Source organism: Acinetobacter sp. MF4642 (genome assembly GCF_002018925.1).
GTDB lineage: Bacteria > Pseudomonadota > Gammaproteobacteria > Pseudomonadales > Moraxellaceae > Acinetobacter > Acinetobacter johnsonii.
Genome location: NZ_MVON01000029.1, coordinates 20,055 through 37,309 on the forward strand (window position 1 = coordinate 20,055; position 17,255 = coordinate 37,309).

At 41.5% G+C, this 17,255-nt stretch carries 16 protein-coding genes; 8 read left to right on the top strand and 8 right to left on the bottom strand.

The features are described from left to right. The first annotated feature begins 60 nt into the window (after positions 1-60). Positions 61-429, top strand: coding sequence for a hypothetical protein (locus tag MF4642_RS13390; RefSeq protein ID WP_004977712.1), 369 nt, complete (start codon positions 61-63; stop codon positions 427-429). A 635-nt stretch (positions 430-1,064) separates the two neighbouring features. Here the strand turns inward: MF4642_RS13390 and MF4642_RS13395 are convergent. Then, the gene (locus tag MF4642_RS13395; protein ID WP_078426537.1) at positions 1,065-3,005 is read right to left on the bottom strand and encodes an ATP-binding cassette domain-containing protein; all 1,941 of its coding nucleotides are present in this window, start codon (positions 3,003-3,005) and stop codon (positions 1,065-1,067) included. Between the two features lie 230 nt (positions 3,006-3,235). On the opposite strand from MF4642_RS13395, the gene MF4642_RS13400 reads away from it, so the two are divergent. The 4 genes from MF4642_RS13400 to erpA all read left to right on the top strand — a co-directional run bounded on the left by MF4642_RS13400 (position 3,236) and on the right by erpA (position 7,198). Beyond that, entirely contained in the window at positions 3,236-4,246 is a 1,011-nt protein-coding gene (locus MF4642_RS13400; protein ID WP_162841316.1) for a putative solute-binding protein, read from the top strand. A 254-nt stretch (positions 4,247-4,500) separates the two neighbouring features. Next, on the top strand, positions 4,501-5,511 hold the full coding sequence (locus tag MF4642_RS13405) for a putative solute-binding protein (protein ID WP_078426538.1): 1,011 nt from the start codon (positions 4,501-4,503) through the stop codon (positions 5,509-5,511). 231 nt (positions 5,512-5,742) lie between these two features. After that, positions 5,743-6,744: a putative solute-binding protein gene (locus MF4642_RS13410; protein WP_373430799.1), complete on the top strand. Its 1,002-nt coding sequence runs from the start codon at positions 5,743-5,745 to the stop codon at positions 6,742-6,744. Positions 6,745-6,862: 118 nt separating this feature from the next. After that, the gene (gene erpA / locus MF4642_RS13415; protein WP_004697409.1) at positions 6,863-7,198 is read left to right on the top strand and encodes an iron-sulfur cluster insertion protein ErpA; all 336 of its coding nucleotides are present in this window, start codon (positions 6,863-6,865) and stop codon (positions 7,196-7,198) included. 61 nt (positions 7,199-7,259) lie between these two features. Here erpA and MF4642_RS13420 read toward each other — a convergent pair whose 3' ends face one another. The 5 genes from MF4642_RS13420 to grpE all read right to left on the bottom strand — a co-directional run bounded on the left by MF4642_RS13420 (position 7,260) and on the right by grpE (position 12,291). Then, entirely contained in the window at positions 7,260-7,634 is a 375-nt protein-coding gene (locus MF4642_RS13420) for a hypothetical protein (protein WP_171262526.1), read from the bottom strand. Between the two features lie 115 nt (positions 7,635-7,749). After that, the gene (locus tag MF4642_RS13425) at positions 7,750-8,661 is read right to left on the bottom strand and encodes a matrixin family metalloprotease (protein WP_078426540.1); all 912 of its coding nucleotides are present in this window, start codon (positions 8,659-8,661) and stop codon (positions 7,750-7,752) included. Between the two features lie 82 nt (positions 8,662-8,743). Next, complete coding sequence (gene blaOXA, locus MF4642_RS13430) at positions 8,744-9,568, bottom strand: OXA-211 family carbapenem-hydrolyzing class D beta-lactamase (RefSeq protein ID WP_078426541.1); 825 nt, start codon at positions 9,566-9,568, stop codon at positions 8,744-8,746. 114 nt (positions 9,569-9,682) lie between these two features. Continuing rightward, positions 9,683-11,623: a molecular chaperone DnaK gene (gene dnaK / locus MF4642_RS13435; RefSeq protein ID WP_078426542.1), complete on the bottom strand. Its 1,941-nt coding sequence runs from the start codon at positions 11,621-11,623 to the stop codon at positions 9,683-9,685. A gap of 119 nt (positions 11,624-11,742) precedes the next feature. After that, on the bottom strand, positions 11,743-12,291 hold the full coding sequence (grpE, locus tag MF4642_RS13440; protein WP_058870662.1) for a nucleotide exchange factor GrpE: 549 nt from the start codon (positions 12,289-12,291) through the stop codon (positions 11,743-11,745). Positions 12,292-13,213: 922 nt separating this feature from the next. Between grpE and MF4642_RS13445 the strand changes: the two genes are divergently transcribed. After that, the gene (locus MF4642_RS13445; RefSeq protein WP_039890835.1) at positions 13,214-13,441 is read left to right on the top strand and encodes a hypothetical protein; all 228 of its coding nucleotides are present in this window, start codon (positions 13,214-13,216) and stop codon (positions 13,439-13,441) included. A gap of 137 nt (positions 13,442-13,578) precedes the next feature. Here the strand turns inward: MF4642_RS13445 and MF4642_RS13450 are convergent, their stop codons facing one another. Then, entirely contained in the window at positions 13,579-14,127 is a 549-nt protein-coding gene (locus MF4642_RS13450) for a hypothetical protein (protein WP_078426543.1), read from the bottom strand. Positions 14,128-14,326: 199 nt separating this feature from the next. On the opposite strand from MF4642_RS13450, the gene MF4642_RS13455 reads away from it, so the two are divergent. Then, complete coding sequence (locus MF4642_RS13455) at positions 14,327-15,400, top strand: alpha/beta hydrolase (RefSeq protein WP_078426544.1); 1,074 nt, start codon at positions 14,327-14,329, stop codon at positions 15,398-15,400. A 47-nt stretch (positions 15,401-15,447) separates the two neighbouring features. Here MF4642_RS13455 and MF4642_RS13460 read toward each other — a convergent pair whose 3' ends face one another. Further along, positions 15,448-16,116, bottom strand: a complete 669-nt coding sequence (locus MF4642_RS13460) for an acetoacetate decarboxylase family protein (protein ID WP_078426545.1) — start codon at positions 16,114-16,116, stop codon at positions 15,448-15,450. A gap of 96 nt (positions 16,117-16,212) precedes the next feature. Between MF4642_RS13460 and MF4642_RS13465 the strand changes: the two genes are divergently transcribed. Then, positions 16,213-16,782, top strand: a complete 570-nt coding sequence (locus MF4642_RS13465; protein ID WP_005402030.1) for a peptidylprolyl isomerase — start codon at positions 16,213-16,215, stop codon at positions 16,780-16,782. Positions 16,783-17,255 lie beyond the last annotated feature (473 nt).

The following is a 17,255-nucleotide window of genomic DNA, read 5'->3' on the forward strand; positions in this document are numbered from 1 at the left end:
TATAGCGATGTCATGATGTGAGTATCAAGTCTTTTGCACAGTGCAAAATGTGAGGTCATTATGATGGATAACCAACTAGAACAAGTACGCGACATTTGGGTGAATGCTTTTTTTACAGGTAATTATGAGGTTTTAGCTCAATATGAAGATGAGCATTTTAAAGTGGTCTATGAACAAGCTGATCGTGTAGAGAGTAACTATACGCGCTATGAAAAGATCGCGCATGCTGTGAAAAATGGCGTTTGGAAACCTCAAAAACCCGACGTTGAATTTGAAGAATTTGAGTTTGATCGTGACCAAACACGCTGTCAGGTCTTGATCGGTTTGGTTGAAAATCGCCAACAAATCCAAGAAACATGGGTCTTCGATCAGGGATGGAAAATACAAGAATTACGTTTTTTAAAGGCCCAAAGAGCCGTATTAAATTAAGGAAAAAGAGCGCAAAAAAGAGGATGGATTTGCCTAAAACAATTGAATAAATAAACAACATTAGCCTGTGGATAAATAAAAATAGCACTTTATATCAGTTGCTAAAATACGTATAATTTTATCCACAGTTGTTTCAAGTGTGGTTTTTAAATTTAAAACCATACGTTATTTTTTAAATTTAAATCGGATCTTTTAAATTTATTCCCTCTTTTTAAATTCAAAACTTGTTGTGTTGAAAGGTGCATGTCTGAACATGATGGATATTCGCTGTCTGTTGTGAAGGTTGTATTTGGCTTTAAGCTGTGAAATGCATGGAAATAGGGCTGTATATAGTTGAATATTCAATTAATTAAGCTAAATTAAACAATCTAATTTTTTGCTTTTTAAGAATATCTAAACAATAAGAATCAATCAATTTATCGCTTTATTTATTAAGAAATAATTTTAATTTCAATTACTTATATTTTAAAATGTTCAGATTATGTGGGTGCATGTCTTATTGGCTTATATGTATAGACTGAAAAGACACGTTTGGAGATAGATTGGTATTACATCAAAGTAAATCAATCACAATCGTTAAGACATAAAAATGCCCGCCATGCATAAACAGAGCGGGCAGGGTATATGAGGAAATATTATTCGTTTTCGAATGAGCTTTCGAGCTCTTCAAGTTCCATCATCAGCTCTAGCATTTGTTCCTCAGCTTCACTGACTTGGTTTTTAAGTTCGGTTTGCTCATTCATCAGTTTCATGAGTTCATCTTTGCGTGTAGCGTCATATAGGCCTGCATCACCGAGTAAGCTTTCAATGTCGAGTAAACGTGGCTGGTGTTTTGCCAGCAGACTTTCACATTTTTCGATGTTTTTACGAATCGGGCGCGTTTGTTCACGGCGCTGTGCGGCCAATTTACGCTGCGCTTCTTTATCAACCTTTGAAACGATGGTTTTTTGAGTGCTGACTTTAGACACGATCGGCGCTACGATTCCACCTTGTTTAATCATTTCTAGGCGCGCTTGGCGTAACCAGTTGGCATAATCGTGAAGATCGCCTTCAAATTCGGTCGATTTTCCAGCATGGACTAAAATGAGGTCATCACATACGCTGGCAATCAGTTGGCGTTCATGCGAAACCAAGACCACTGCACCTTCATAGTCTTGTAAAGCCATGGTCAGGGCATGGCGCATATCTAAGTCTAAATGGTTGGTCGGTTCATCTAGAATCAACACATTGGGACGTAACCATACGATTAAAGCCAGTGCCAAACGTGCACGTTCGCCACCAGAGAAACTCTCGCAAGGGGTATCCATCCGTTCGCCACTAAAGCCGAAACTGCCTAAAAAGGCACGTAAGGTCGCTTCACTGATTTTTTTATCCGCAATCCGTGCCAATTGCAGCATTGGGCTGGCTGATTCATCCAGTGAGTCCATTTGATGCTGTGCAAAATAGCCAATATTCAGTAGCTCTGAGGCTTTGCGTTGTCCTGCTAATAAAGGTAAATCGCCGACCAAAGATTTGATTAAGGTTGATTTACCTGCACCATTCATCCCCAATAAGCCAATTCGGCTCGTCGGGGTGATTTGTATGTTGATATTGGTGGCAATCAGTTTGTCGCCATAACCAATATCAGCCTGCTCTAAAGTCAGCAGTGGTGAACTCATTTTGGTGGGTTCACGGAAGCTAAAGGTAAACGGGGTGTCGACATGCGCGGGGGCAAGCAGCTGCATCCGTTCCAGTTGTTTAATTCGGCTTTGTGCCTGACGCGCTTTAGTGGCTTGGGCTTTAAAGCGATCAATATATTTTTGAATATGCGCCCGTGTTTCGAGCTGCTTTTCATAGGCTTGTTGTTGTTGTGCTAAACGTTCTGCACGAGTGGTTTCAAAGGTGGAATAGTTACCGCTATAGAGGGTGAGTTCTTGATTTTCGATATGTAAAATACGGTTGGTAATCGCATCTAAGAAATCGCGGTCATGCGAAATTAAAATCAGGGTGCCCGTATAGGCATTTAACCAATCTTCTAACCATAAAATAGCATCGAGATCTAAGTGGTTGGTCGGTTCATCCAGTAATAATAGATCCGAACGGCTCATCAAAGTACGCGCTAAGTTTAAACGCATTCGCCATCCACCAGAGAAACTCGAAACCAAGAGTTGGTTTTGATGTTCCATAAAACCCAAACCCGCCATAAGCTGAGCGGCTTTAGCAGGTGCGGAATAACCGTTAATTTCGTCGAATCGGCCATGTAAATCAGCTAGTTCAGTGTCAGTTAACTGTTCAGGATGGTTGAGCTGTTGTTGAATGTTCCAATATTCTTCATCACCGGTCAGAACGAAATCAATTGCAGCCATATCTAAGGCTTTTACTTCCTGCGCCATGTGCGCCACTGTCCATACAGCAGGGCGGCTTAGGGTGCCATCATCAGGACCGATTGAGCCTAAGAGCGCAGCAAACAGGGTTGATTTTCCAGCACCATTGACACCGGTGAGACCAACTTTCCAACCCGGATGGATTTGCATGGAGGCTTTTTGAAATAACACTCGTCCACCACGGCGCAATGAAACTTGATCAAGCTGAATCATGGAACTATCAAATATCAGAAAAAGGTGCGCCTATTCTAATGGATGCGTCAGCAAAAGACTAAACATTCAAAATTTATCTGAACTGAAATCTTGAATAGCTGCTTTTCAGGGGAGGATGAAATCATTTAACCTTTGGTCGGAAAATTAAAAGTTGACCTTTTTTGACCTATATTGAGGAATAGCACACAGATATATTTCCCCAGTAAAACAAAAAATATGAATGGATAATAATGAAAAGAAAAGGATTTTTTATTTTATCGACACTCGCACTGTGCACTTTATCCAGTATGGTGCAAGCGAAGCAGCAGGTGTGTGTCTTTGACCTACTGGGTAAAGCAGGGGAATCGTATAAGTTCTTAGAAGAATGGGCTTTGGTCAGTAAAAAATGGGGTGCACAGGTACAATTGATTTCGTTTCAGGACGAAGACTTGGCCGATAAAGCCTTCCAAAATGATAAATGCGATGCGGTGTATATGACCTCAATGCGCGCGCGTACCTATAACAAGTTCGCAGGTTCGATTGATGCCTTAGGCGGAGTGCCAAGCAATAAAATTGCACAAAAGGCGGTGGAATATGTGTTGGATCCTAGAAATACCAAGCGTATGACCACCACATTACAAGGTGAAAACTATGAAGTGGCAGGTATCGGCTTGATTGGTTCAGCCTATATTTTTGTAAAAGACCGAAGTCTAAATACCATCGAAAAAGCACAAGGTAAAAAATTTGCCATCCTGCATTATGACCGGGCCCAACGGGTGATGGTAGAGCGAGTGGGCGCTGTACCTGTGATGTCGGATATTTCCAACTTTATAAAAAAGTTTAATACAGGCGAAGTCGATGTAGTTGCTGCACCTGCATATGCGTATAAACCCTTAGAAATTGAAAAAGGTCTAGGCTCTAAAGGGGCTATGCTTAACTTTCCCGTGGTCAATGTCACTGCGGATTTAATTGTCAGACCCGAGCGTTTTCCTGCTCAATTTGGCGCGCAATCGCGGCAATGGTTTTTGCAAAAAATTCCGCAATCCTTTGCTATGGTCCAGCGACTTGAAGCTACTATTCCCAGTAAAATCAAAATGCAACTCAGCAAAGAAGACAAAGAAAAATATCAGCGTTTGCTACGGGAAGGGCGCATTGATTTAACCAAACAAGGGGTCTACGACTCAGGGATGATGCGCGTGTTGAAAAAAGCCCGTTGTACGGTTGAACGTACCAATTTTGAATGTTCATTGGGCGGTGAATAAGGCGAAAATCTGTATTTCTTTGTAATATTAAGCATCATTCATGTAAAACGAATGATGCATACTTTTTATTTTAATATAATGAATTTAAAATACTTTTATAAATCATCTGACAATAAAAATGAGAGAAAAGAAAAAAATTTGCCCAATTGACAGTGATTTCTGAGTAAATGCTCTATTTTTTTAATTTTAACTTGCTTAATATTTTGCATGTGTATGGACACCTGTCAAACAACAAAACGAACAAGGACACAAGAATGAAAAAATTAACCCTCGCACTCGCTGCTTTTTCTGCTTTGGGTGTAGCGTCGACAGCACAAGCGGCCAAAGTGGACATCTGTGTATTTGACTTGCTTGGCAAATCCGGTGAGTCCTATCAAATGGCGCAAGAATGGGCTTTGGCAGCAAAAAGCTGGGGGGCTGAAATTAATTTAATCCCTCGCCAAGATGAAGCCGTTGCCGACAACGACTTTAAAGCAGGCAAGTGTGATGGCGTGTTTATGACCGCTATGCGTGCGCGCCAGTACAATAAGTTTGTTGGTTCTATTGATGCTTTGGGCGGAGCGCCAAGCAATGCCATTGCACAACGTGCGATTACTTTTGCATTGGATCAGCGTAATGCGGCCAAAATGGTGACCAATCTTAGCGGTAAAAAATATGAAGTGGCAGGGATTGCGCCTTTAGGTTCAGCTTTTATTTTTGTACGCGATAAAAGTATTAATTCCATTGAAAAAGCTGCAGGTAAAAAGTTTGCAGTCTTGGGTTATGACGATGCCCAAAAAATCATGGTACAACGCGTCGGTGCGCAAGCGGTAATTTCCGATGTGTCTAACTTTGTGGCGAAGTTTAATAATGGTCAAGTCGATATGGTCGGCGCACCGGCTTATGCTTATAAACCTTTAGAGATTTATAAGGGTTTAGGCACGAATGGCGCCATGTTTAACTTCCCTGTACTACAAGTGACAGCTGACTTTGTGATTCGCCCAGATCAATTTCCAGCAGGCTTTGGACAAAAATCGCGAGATTGGTTTGTGAAAAACCTACCGAAAAGCATCGCAATGATTGGTCGTTTAGAAGCAGGCATTCCTGCAAAATACAAAATGAATCTTACAGCAGAAGACAAAACCAAATATCAAAAAATGCTGCGCGATGGTCGGATGGATATGACCAAACGAGGCATTTATGATCCAGCAATGATGTCGGTGTTGAAAAAAGCCCGTTGCTCGGTCGATAAAGCCAACTTTGAATGCTCACTGGGCGGTGAGTAATTTGCCGAGTGTAATCAAAGAAAGCTCAGTTTAATTGGGCTTTCTTTTTTTGCTTTTAATCGACCGATTTAAATGGTTTTGATGCCGCTAATTTATATAGCGCGTAGGAAATGAGTGGTTTTGGACCGAGTGAAGTGTCAGTCGGGGCATTAAAAAATAACAAAGAGCACAAGTGAGTGACTCATCACAATAAACAACAATAAGTCTAAAGGAAGATACATGAAACAGTGGATGAAAAGCCTCAGTGTCGGGACATTAGTCATTTCTGCAACAGCGATGGCGCAAGCCAAACAAGTGGTTTGTGTATTCGACTTGGTCGGTAAAAATGGTGATGTGTATAGCCTGATGAAAGATTATCAGTTGGCGGCTAAAAACTGGGGTGCGGATATTGAACTGCGGGTCGGACAAAACGAAGCCGTGATTGCTGAGGATTTTAAAGCAGGAAAATGCGATGCCATTAGTGTTACAGGCATGCGCGGGCGTCAATTTAATTCGTTTACAGGTTCACTCGACGCGATTGGTGCGATTCCCGATCTCAATTTAGCGGTTAAAGTGATGCAAGGCTTGGCCAGCCCCACTTTTGCTAAGCATATGGTCAATGGCAAGTATGAAGTGGCAGGTGTGATTCCTGTGGGGGATGCCTTTTTATTGGTGAATGACCGTAGCATCAATACAGTAGCGAAAGCCGCAGGCAAGAAAATTGCGGTTTTAGACTATGACCAGGCGCAAAAAGTCATGGTTCAACAAATTGGTGCGCAAGCTGTGAGTGCCGATGTCACGAACTTTGGTGCAAAGTTCAATAACGGTCAAGTCGATATTATTGGTGCACCTGCAGCGGTTTTTAAGCCCTTAGAGTTACATAAAGGCTTGGGGACGAAAGGGGCGATTGTAAATTATCCGATTTTACAGGTCACAGGCAATATCATTATTCGTCCAGATAAATTTCCTGCAGGTTATGGACAAAAATCACGAGAATGGGTCAAAGGCCAGCTGCCGCGTGCATTCGGTATCTTAGGTAAAATGAAAGCTGAAATTCCGCAAAAATATTGGATGCAGGTGCCTGCTGCAGATCAACCCGGTTATCAAAAGATGATGCGGGAAGCACGAATTGATCTCACCAACCGCGGTATTTACGATAAGCGAATGATGAAACTGTTATGGCAATTCCGTTGTAAGCAAGCGGCGAAAAACTTTGAATGTGGACTACAGGATGAAAATTACAAACAATCTTGAGAAAATTAGTCTGATTTGACTTTAAATATTCAAATAGGGACCATATATTGAGTATGCTATACTCGAAATATGGTCTTTTTGATTTGAAAGACAGCTGAACCGAACTGAGGAATCTAAGATGAATGCCCAAGCACTTGAACTAAGCGACAATGCCGCAAATAAAGTACGTCAATTACGTGACAGTGAAGGTAATCAAGATTTAATGCTTCGTGTATATGTCACGGGCGGCGGTTGTTCAGGTTTTTCTTATGGTTTTAACTTTGCTGAAAACCAAAATGAAGACGACGCAGAATTTATCAATGGTGATGTGAAAATGTTGGTTGACTCATTGAGTTATCAATATTTGGTCGGTTCAGTGGTGGATTATATTGAAGGTTTAGAAGGATCACGTTTCATCGTGCAAAATCCAAATGCAACCACGACCTGTGGTTGTGGTTCATCTTTCTCGATCTAAACCTGATCTGATTAAAAAAGCCCTCATGATGAGGGCTTTTTTTATGTGCAATCATTCGCTTTCAATCGAGTTTAATCGCATCGAGTAAGTCAAAAATAATCGTGGTGACATCTTGGCTTAAGTCACGGTTATTAAAAATTTCATAGGCAGTAATGGTGACATCGGTGTCACTCGGTAACAATTTCTGCTCTTCTTCAATCAAGTCATTGATTGGTAAAAGCGTCTGTTTAACTTCCAGATGTAAAATATCCTTAAACTCTAAATTTTCATCTTCAAGTTCTAACAGCTGCTCGTTAAAATAGGGCAATAGAATAGAATGGAGATAAGGTTGAATCTCAACAATATCAAAAATTTCGATATCACGAGTTTCTTCAATCGTACTGATGTGGTCATTTACTTCGATTAAGATATGGTAGTAACTCACATTCGTCTCCAAAGCTTCTAGTGGATATTCAATTATTTACAATAACACGAACCCGAGTCAAGATGTGCTGTGATTGTATTTCATACACATATTAAAATTAGGGGATTATTTTTAGTAATCCATCACTTCAACGGGCATTAAATAACGCAATATCAGCACTTTGTAAACGGAAATGCTGCATATTTTGCTCTTCTAGCATTGGGTACATCAGGGCTTTCGGATCATTATGATGTTTCATTCCGAGGGCATGGCCAAATTCATGCGCTAAAGTCAGACGTAAGTCTTCTTTGGACTCAAACTCATAAATATGAATTTCACGCCCATTGAACAGTCCTTTATCAAATAGACGGGGTTGGAAGCGTTGGTTGAACTGGTCGATGGCCAGATTATGGCCTTGATCTAAGCGGTTCAGTTCATCTACCTTTTGATTGTAGGCATTCACTTGCAGGTTAAAGCTGGCAATTTGTTGGTCTAAAACGTGTTGCTGTTGACGCAGCTGCACCAAACTCTGTTGTACGGCCGCTTGCTGCGAAGCAGGGACTCCGCCGTGCTGGTTATACTGACGGATCATGGCATTATAGTTTTGGCTAAGGTCTTGTAGACTCTGTTTTTGCACATCTAAAGCCCCTGAGTGGCGTGCCAGATTTTGTTGCATGGCTTTGAGTTCAGTATTTTTTTGACTCAGCCCGTGTTCATTTTGTGTCAGTTTAGACAGTTGATCGCGGCGTTGTAACGACTCATCTTGACGCTGGTCATAAATGAGTCGAATACTGAGCCGAGCATTAGGGTCATAGACAAAGTAGTCTTGGCCCAAACCCTGTTTCCAAATGTCCGTGGCTTGCTGGCTAATCTGCTTTAACTCATGTTCATTAAGACCAAAACGCGGATCGACTTCCGCAATGCGATAGCGAATACGCTGATCGAATGGATGGGTGAGTCGATCCAGCAGTGGATTGAGACGCAGCTGGGGCTGTTGTATATTTTGATATAGAATCAACCCTAAAAAGCCCAGTAAAGCAAACAAGAGACTTTGACGCATATTTCTTCATATATCTTTATTTTTAGCTACTTTAGCGTAAATAATACCTTTGCAACATAAAAAATGCTTCTTCTCTGTGGGTTTAAATTATTCCCAACGCTGTCAGACTTTGTTTGACCAGTTGCTCACGCACGCTGGCTGAAATCCCTGTTTTCATCTGCATATTCAAAGCAAAACACGCTTTTTCACCTGTTGAAGTTTCGACCCAGCCTGCCCACCAGCCCACTTGCGGTTCTAGGTCCATGCCCCAACCAGATTTGGCATAGAGTTTATAATTCGGTTTTTGTTCAATCAGCAGCATGTCTTGTACTGCATGTTGTACATCGGGTTTAAAAGCGAGTTGTGTATTGGCCAGCTTCTCTACAAAAAGGACTTCTTGAACAGGCGTAATTTGCAGTGGACCGACTAACCAAAAATTATCGACAACGGTGCCAATCTGTTGATTGCCATATGCAATGCGCTGCACTTCTTTTTTCATCAGGTCTAGGCCAATGCGCCGTGCTAGCTCCTGATAAACGGGAACGGCAGATGCTTGCATGGCTTGCCCTAAAGTCATGTCCTTTTCCCAAGCAGGGAAGCTGCGCTTTTGACCATCCCATTTAAATACCTCGGTGCGGGTTGCTTTACCATGTTCTAGTCCGATTAAGGCATTCAGCATTTTAAAGGTAGAGGCGGGCACATAGGGTGTCTGAGCACGGCTCAAGTCATTGCCGTAGCTGTGTAAGCCATGCTTATCCTTAATGACAATCACCCCCGTGGTTTGGAGTTGATTGAAGGCTTGTTGGATCTGCTGCTGCGCGCTTTGCTGATGTTGGTTTTTAGCTGTTTCTACGGAGGGGCTTATTGTGGTACATGCATAACCGAAGGTTGTAATGAGGGCGATGAGAGCCAACTGTAAAGTTTTCATGGGTGGCTAAGGTCTAAATTTTTTATCAGCCTAATGTAAAAGTGGACTGTGAAACAACAATATTTAGGTAATAAAAAACCGCGCTTTCGCGCGGTTTTTTATTAAAGAGACAAATTATTTTTTGTCATCTTTTACTTCAGTGAACTCAGCATCTACAACGCCATCGTCCGCTTTCTGTTGTTGACCAGCGTCACCACCGAATGCATTCGGGTCGAAACCTTCAGCACCGCCTTGACCTTGCGCAGCTTCATAAGCACGTTGCGTGATCGGCATGATGATGTTTTGAAGTGCTTCAGTTTTCGCTTTGATGTCTTCTACATCATTTTCTTTAGTCGAAGTTTCAAGCTCAGCGACTGCAGTTTCAATGGCAGTTTTTTCATCGCTTGTTACTTGCTCGCCTAGATCTTTCACTGCTTTTTGAGCAGAAGATACTAATGCATCCGCTTCGTTACGTGCTTTCGCAAGTTCTTCGAACTTACGGTCTTCTTCAGCATTCGCTTCAGCATCTTTGATCATTGCTTCGATTTCAGCATCAGACAAACCTGAGTTTGCTTTAATCTGGATTGATTGCTCTTTACCAGTGCTCTTATCTTTAGCCGATACTTTTAAGATACCGTCAGCGTTAATGTCGAACGATACTTCAATTTGTGGCACACCACGTGGAGCAGGTGGAATGTCGCCCAATTGGAAGTTACCCAACAATTTGTTTTGCTGTGCCATTTTACGTTCACCTTGGAACACAGAAATGTCTACAGCAGGTTGGTTGTCCGCAGCAGTTGAGAACACTTGAGATTTCTTCGCAGGAATCGTGGTGTTTTTCTCAATAATTGCTGTTAACACGCCACCCATGGTTTCGATACCAAGTGTCAACGGAGTAACATCAAGAAGAAGTACGTCAGTTTTGTCACCAGACAATACCGCACCTTGAATCGCAGCACCCATTGCTACCGCTTCGTCAGGGTTCACGTCTTTACGTGGTTCACGACCGAAGAACTCTTGTACTTTTTGTTGTACAAGTGGCATACGAGACTGACCACCCACCAAGATCACATCAGAAATCTCAGACGTTGAAAGACCTGCATCTTTAAGTGCAATACGGCAAGGTTCGATTGTACGTTCAACCAAATCAGCCACTAAACCTTCAAGTTTTGCACGCGTTACGTTGATCACTAAGTGTTTAGGACCAGTTGCGTCCGCCGTGATGTACGGAAGGTTAATTTCAGTTGCATTTGACGAAGAAAGCTCGATTTTTGCTTTTTCAGCTGCTTCTTTCAAACGTTGTAATGCAAGTGGATCTTGTTTCAAGTTGAAGTTTTGTTCTTTCTTGAACTCTTCAACCAAGAACTCGATTAACGCGTTATCGAAGTCTTCACCGCCAAGGAAGGTATCACCGTTAGTCGACAATACTTCAATTTGTTGGTCGCCATCCAAGTCAGCGATTTCAATGATAGATACGTCAAAAGTACCGCCACCTAAGTCATAAACTGCGATTTTACGGTCGCCTTCTTTTTTGTCCATACCGAACGCAAGTGCAGCAGCCGTTGGTTCGTTGATGATACGTTTAACTTCTAAACCTGCGATTTTACCCGCATCTTTAGTTGCTTGACGCTGTGCATCGTTAAAGTAAGCAGGAACGGTAATCACCGCTTCAGTTACTGTCTCACCTAAGTAATCTTCTGCAGTTTTCTTCATCTTTTTCAAGATTTCAGCAGAGATTTGTTGTGGTGCAAGTTTCTTGTCGTTTACTTCAACCCAAGCATCACCATTGTCAGCTTTGATGATTTTGTAAGGGACAAGACCGATGTCCTTTTGAACCGCTTGGTCTTGATACTTACGACCGATCAAGCGTTTGATTGCGAATAATGTGTTTTTAGGGTTAGTCACTGCTTGACGTTTTGCAGACTGACCCACCAAGATTTCGCCATCTTTATACGCAATAATCGATGGTGTTGTACGTGCACCTTCAGCGTTGTCGATCACTTTAACTTTGTCGCCTTCAAGTACAGCGACGCAAGAGTTTGTTGTACCTAAGTCAATACCAATGATTTTAGCCATTTGGATGATTCCTCAAAAATTTTTGCAATGTTTTTGCTTGTTATTCGATATGAGAGCCGTTCAATTTTTTTCAAGTGATAATCAAGAAAAAATTTTACAAACTCTCGAATTTATAGAGTTTATGCGCCAACCATGACCATTGCTGGACGAAGCAAACGACCATTTAAGGTATAACCTTTTTGTAATACCGTTCCGATCTCGTTGGCTTTCGCATTTGGATCAATCCCGACTGCTTGATGCAAGTCCGCATTGAAACCATTTGCTGTATCAACTGCGACCACACCAAATTTTTCCAGTGCAGTCAGTAACGATTTCAACGTCAGTTCCACACCTTCAAACATTGGTGTTTTTTCCTCACCCGATGCGCTAAGGGCACGTTCTAAATTATCCACTGAGTCCAGTAACTCTTTTGCGAATTTTTCGAGAACGGTGTCTTTATGCTTCTCTGATTCACGTTGAATACGCTCTACACTTTTTTGTGCTTCGTATACAGCATTTGCAGTGCGGGCTTTTTCAAGCTTTAAGCTTTCTTCAAGATTGGTAATTTGAGCTTGTAAATCCTCAACTGAAACTTCAGCTTGCTCAGCTTCAGCTTGAGTTTGCGCTGTTTGTGAATCCGCTTGCTCTTGCCCTAGATCTTGAGCTTCTTGATTGTGCTCAGTCGCCATTGATTTACTCCGTTTAAATGGGTTTTTAAACATGTACAGTCCTTCAGGCATCAGTGTTAACTGGGTTAATCTGAACTGCCATGCGTTATTGAATTCAGGATTACTATAAAAGGTCGGGGCAACAGCCAAAAATTCAAGCGGCTTCAGTGATTAATTCATGTATTTTTGGTAAAAAATTGCTGAAATCAGGCTTTCTAGGTGCTTATTCTGTCCGAAGGTCCATTTCCAATTCTGCTTGAGTTTTTTTATGTTGAAAAAGGCTAATCGTTACATTGAATTATTTTAATTAAATTTATCTGTTTTACTAATTTTTCGCTTGACCACATAATGAGTTCATCAGCGGTGATCATACTTTGTGGAGAGAGCAAAGTATGGTGACTGCGACCTATTTGCATAGCTTGGGGAAACCCTCCTAAATTAGAGATTTAGGTTTTTGAATAGTACGTCTCCGAAAAGTACTTTATTCAGTGCAAAGGTATAATGCTGTCAGGATGCTTCGAGCTTTACGCTCAAAATTCGAGTTTTAACGCTGTGGTTTCTTTATTTTTGTATGCTTTTTCGAGCTTAATCCGCCTTGGGTTAAGCTTTTTTTTGCTTCAAATTTAAAAATAACATTATTTAATCGTGTATCAGCATACAGGAGTTCTGCAATGCTGAAGAGTTGATGGGCCAAGTATAGATTTCCTTTTGTGCTGCTCATCGAAGAGAGAAACAATGAAGAATCAGCACATTAACTTGCATTGCTGTTGAGATGTAGTGCTAAGGCGGCATTTGTGCGCAATTAATAAAAAATTGCACAAGTTGTACTCGAGTCTGCAAAAACTACAACTCAGCACGTGTGTAAAAGTTTTCGGATTTGACAAAGATAGGCAGGGCAAAGTTTGGCTTTGCTATTTTGTATGACGTAAAAGGAAATGAAAGAATGTTAAATAAGAAAACTGCATTATTGTCTCTAGCGCTTTTAGGTTCAGCATTTGCCATTGTGGGCTGTAGCTCAAATGAAACCAATACAGCGCCTGAGTCCGCTCAAGTGACCACTGCACCGGATGCAACAGCAACCGTTGAGGGGAGTGCTGGAGTCGAGGTTCAAGCAGATCCTGCGGCTCAGATTGAACCCATCCAATCTACACCTGCGACAACACAACAATAAAGCTTAAAAGAGAACTTCTCTTACATTCGCTTTGTTAAAGACCTTCACAGGATGCCGTGAAGGTCTTTTTTTTAAGGGTAAATAATTAGAAGCTGTTCAGCCGTGTTATTTCATCAGTCTGATGTACGATGACGATTTTATCGTTCTTGACGTGAGTTATCCCAACCTTTGTTTTGATCGCGGCGTTGATCATCGGGACGTTGCTTACGATCCTTATGGGATTGTTTGCGTCGATCTTCAGTCCGTTGACGCTCTTGCTCACGACGTTGGTGTTCGGCATTTTGTCGTTGCTGACGTTCAGCATCATAACGTTTGCGTTCTTGGTTTAATCGCTCTTGATCACGCTTTTTCTGTTGCCAGTCTTGATGACGTTGATTGGTGATCCGTTTGCGCTCAGCCTCAATACGTTGCCGTTCTTGTTCGCGGTTTTGGCGTTCCCATTCAGCATGTCTTTGGCGGTTTCGGTCTGCCTCGCGACGTTCACGCTCGATGCGGTTTTGTCGTTGTTGGTATTCCCAACGTTTGCGGTCTCGTTCACGTTCATAGCGATCATGCTGGTCGTAGCGTCGATCATCATAATCATAGCGGTGGTCGTAGCGTCCGTCATAGTAGCCATCCTCAGGAAAAGCCACACAACCAACAAACAAGGTGCTGATGAGTGAGAGGAATATTATTTTTTTAGTCATGGCAGGTCTCCTTCATAAAAACGGAGTAGCAAAACACTCCTAAATCGGCATAAAAATTGTCAATGACAAGCTCTTAAAAGAAGATTAGCGTATAGGACGTATTGCTATGTATCTTGATGTGAAGACTTATATAAGAGAATGGTCACATAAGTGCTGATCATGTAGAGAATATGAAGAACGATAAAAGGATATTATTGACATGGGCGTGTTGAATCAAACTTTACAACAATGGATGGAACAAGGCCAAGGCAGTGCGGCACGAGTGATTGATCGCTTACCGACAGTAGCACAAGAAGGCTTGGTGAAAGCGCTGGGTTATCCTCACCAGTTTGAGCAATTAGATCCCTTTATTAAATGCTTAATGGCAGCTCAATATAAGCAAGGCAAATCGGGCTTTATTTTTGAAGACTATCATCGTTCGCGTAAATTGTTTGATCATCAAATTCAAATATTGACCGCGAAACCCAGCGCGGTAAAACAAGTGGAAGATTTACGTCTACCTTTACAAAGTGGAACTGTATTTGCGCGGCATTATCATCCTGCACCGAATAAGAAACTTCCGATGTTGGTGTTTTATCATGGCGGCGGCTTTGTAGTTGGCAGCCTCGACAGTCATGATGAAGTCTGTCGCTTACTGGCGATCCATGCCAAAGTGCAGGTGCTCAGTATTGATTATCCTTTGGCGCCAGAAGTTGGCCCGAATGTATTAATTCAATCTTGTGAAGATGCTTTGGCTTGGGTCTATCAAAACCGTCGTCAGTTCAAAATTTTGAAAAACCGAATTGCGGTGGCAGGCGATAGTGCAGGTGGCAATATCAGTGCCGTGGTGGCGCAGCGAACTGTGGCAAAAGCTTATGCGCCAAGTGCACAACTGTTAATTTACCCTGTGGTTGATTTCAAAAGTCGCCATCCATCGTTCTTTGCTTATAAAGATGGACTGACCTTAACTGGGCAAGATGTTGATAGGGTAACCTCTTTGTATGCTGAACAACATCAGGTAGCTTTAGATAATCCTATTGTTTCGCCAACCTATGGCGTATTAAAAAGTGTCGCCCCCGCTTTTGTCATCACCGCAGGTCATGATTTATTACATGATGAAGGTGAAATTTATGCCATCAAATTAAAGCAGCAGGGCAATAAGGTTTATTATCAGAATTATCTAGATCAGCCTCATGGATTTGTGAACTTCACCATCATTTCTCGTCGAGCAAAAAAAATCACCATAGAAATGGCAAAGAACTTTAGAAAATTTTGGGATAAGAATGCCAAATAACAAAGCATGAATTTTCAAAAGAATGTTTCACGTGGAACATTCCTTTTTTATTTAGAGCGGATTTTGGCTTCTGGAAAAACGAGCTGAAAGCTCGGGACATAAAAACTTTGTAGAGCTTTGGCTTGGCTAAAGTCTGGAAAGAGGGTGGTATGGTTTTGCCATTCAAATTTTTTCAGTTTCATTAGCTTCGCGCGAAACTGTGGAGAAAACTCATAACGTTGACCTTGCCACGCTTGCTGTATTTTGAGCATGGAACGTGGAATGTGATGACTATTAATATAAAACGGACGTGCTTTTTTACATTGGGTGAGTGTTAAACACAAGGTTTGGTTTCGAGTGCTGAGTTGACATTGTGTTGTTTCATTCTGCGTATGCCAATCAAACTGAGCGAACTCTTTCGGAATTCCCCAAAGTTGTTGACCATGTTCAACTGAAATCTGTGTAGACACATAAATTTTAGGAATTGAACTTAAACGCCGTTTGCTCAGTAAAGGGTGGTCGAGCAAAAGTAGTTCATCATAAGGTCCAACAGGGGATTGATGATAACGAACCAACATGACTTGAACCACACGACCAATTGGGGACGGGGCGATACGAAACGCTTTATATTGTCGGATAAATTGCGGACTGATCCAATAATTCAAAATAAAGGCTTCACCTTGTAAATGCCAAGGTGGAAATTGACTCAATTGAGACAGGGCTAAAGCTTCATTCATCGTTATTCTCGTTTTCTTAGAAGAAGTAGTGTTTTATTTATACTGAACGATTAATATACCGAAATCTAATAACATCTGAATGCTGTGAGTAAAGAAATGTTAAAGAAGAGTTTAGTTGCAGTGGCGGCTACATGTATGAGTATGGCGGTCATGGCAAATAACACGATTGTTGAAATGAAAACATCAATGGGCAACATCGAAATTGAACTGTTTAATGATAAAGCACCTATCTCAGCAAAAAACTTTGAAGACTATACGAAAGCTAAGTTTTATAACGGCACGATCTTTCATCGCGTCATTCCGGGTTTCATGGTACAAGGCGGGGGTATGACTGCGGACCTTGTAGAAAAGCCAACTCGACCAGCCATTCAAAATGAATCAAGCAATGGTCTATCTAATAAACGTGGCACTTTGGCGATGGCACGAACCAACCTACCGCATTCTGCAACCAGTCAGTTCTTTATTAATGTGGTGGATAATAACTTTCTAGATAGAAGTACCAATAACGCAGGTTATGCGGTTTTTGGTCAGGTCACTAAAGGTATGGATGTGGTGGATAAGATCACTAAAGTACCGACAGGACGTGCAGGGCCACATCAAGATGTACCGAAACAACCTGTTAAAATTCTCAGTGTGAATATTAAAGCAGCAGCAGTGCAAAAGTAATGAAAAAAGAGAGCAGAAATATTAAATTTATATTTCTGCTTTAAAATTATTAGGTTAGGTGTGTGACTGCATGTTTTTGAACCTTTTTAGTGCATAAAAATACAACACCCGATAAAACAACCAGTTAAAAGCACTTGCAAAGCTTTAGAAATCCTCTAGAATGCACCCCATACCGACGAGATAGACGGAAACGAACGAAGCACGAAGTGCTGAGTTGTTGAGTATATTGAGTCCAGCTTCTAGCACTGACGAGGTGTTAGAAAGATCATTAAGAGATTATGAAGAACAACTTGTGTGGATTTTTACTGATTGATCGATCGAAAATATTTCATTGATTGATGGTAAAAATTACTCGAAGTTTATTTGAGAAATATTTGTCAGAAAATTGATGAGCCAAGATTTGTAGCCATAAGCTACTAATGATTTTTAACTGAAGAGTTTGATCATGGCTCAGATTGAACGCTGGCGGCAGG

What these genes read in the sequence shown, in the direction of transcription:
- MF4642_RS13390 (WP_004977712.1), top strand. Translation starts at nt 61, where the DNA reads ATGATGGATAACCAACTAGAACAAGTACGCGACATTTGGGTGAATGCT.
- MF4642_RS13395 (WP_078426537.1), bottom strand. Translation starts at nt 3,005, where the DNA reads ATGATTCAGCTTGATCAAGTTTCATTGCGCCGTGGTGGACGAGTGTTA.
- MF4642_RS13400 (WP_162841316.1), top strand. Translation starts at nt 3,236, where the DNA reads ATGAAAAGAAAAGGATTTTTTATTTTATCGACACTCGCACTGTGCACT.
- MF4642_RS13405 (WP_078426538.1), top strand. Translation starts at nt 4,501, where the DNA reads ATGAAAAAATTAACCCTCGCACTCGCTGCTTTTTCTGCTTTGGGTGTA.
- MF4642_RS13410 (WP_373430799.1), top strand. Translation starts at nt 5,743, where the DNA reads ATGAAAAGCCTCAGTGTCGGGACATTAGTCATTTCTGCAACAGCGATG.
- erpA (WP_004697409.1), top strand. Translation starts at nt 6,863, where the DNA reads ATGAATGCCCAAGCACTTGAACTAAGCGACAATGCCGCAAATAAAGTA.
- MF4642_RS13425 (WP_078426540.1), bottom strand. Translation starts at nt 8,661, where the DNA reads ATGCGTCAAAGTCTCTTGTTTGCTTTACTGGGCTTTTTAGGGTTGATT.
- blaOXA (WP_078426541.1), bottom strand. Translation starts at nt 9,568, where the DNA reads ATGAAAACTTTACAGTTGGCTCTCATCGCCCTCATTACAACCTTCGGT.
- dnaK (WP_078426542.1), bottom strand. Translation starts at nt 11,623, where the DNA reads ATGGCTAAAATCATTGGTATTGACTTAGGTACAACAAACTCTTGCGTC.
- grpE (WP_058870662.1), bottom strand. Translation starts at nt 12,291, where the DNA reads ATGGCGACTGAGCACAATCAAGAAGCTCAAGATCTAGGGCAAGAGCAA.
- MF4642_RS13445 (WP_039890835.1), top strand. Translation starts at nt 13,214, where the DNA reads ATGTTAAATAAGAAAACTGCATTATTGTCTCTAGCGCTTTTAGGTTCA.
- MF4642_RS13450 (WP_078426543.1), bottom strand. Translation starts at nt 14,127, where the DNA reads ATGACTAAAAAAATAATATTCCTCTCACTCATCAGCACCTTGTTTGTT.
- MF4642_RS13455 (WP_078426544.1), top strand. Translation starts at nt 14,327, where the DNA reads ATGGGCGTGTTGAATCAAACTTTACAACAATGGATGGAACAAGGCCAA.
- MF4642_RS13460 (WP_078426545.1), bottom strand. Translation starts at nt 16,116, where the DNA reads ATGAATGAAGCTTTAGCCCTGTCTCAATTGAGTCAATTTCCACCTTGG.
- MF4642_RS13465 (WP_005402030.1), top strand. Translation starts at nt 16,213, where the DNA reads ATGTTAAAGAAGAGTTTAGTTGCAGTGGCGGCTACATGTATGAGTATG.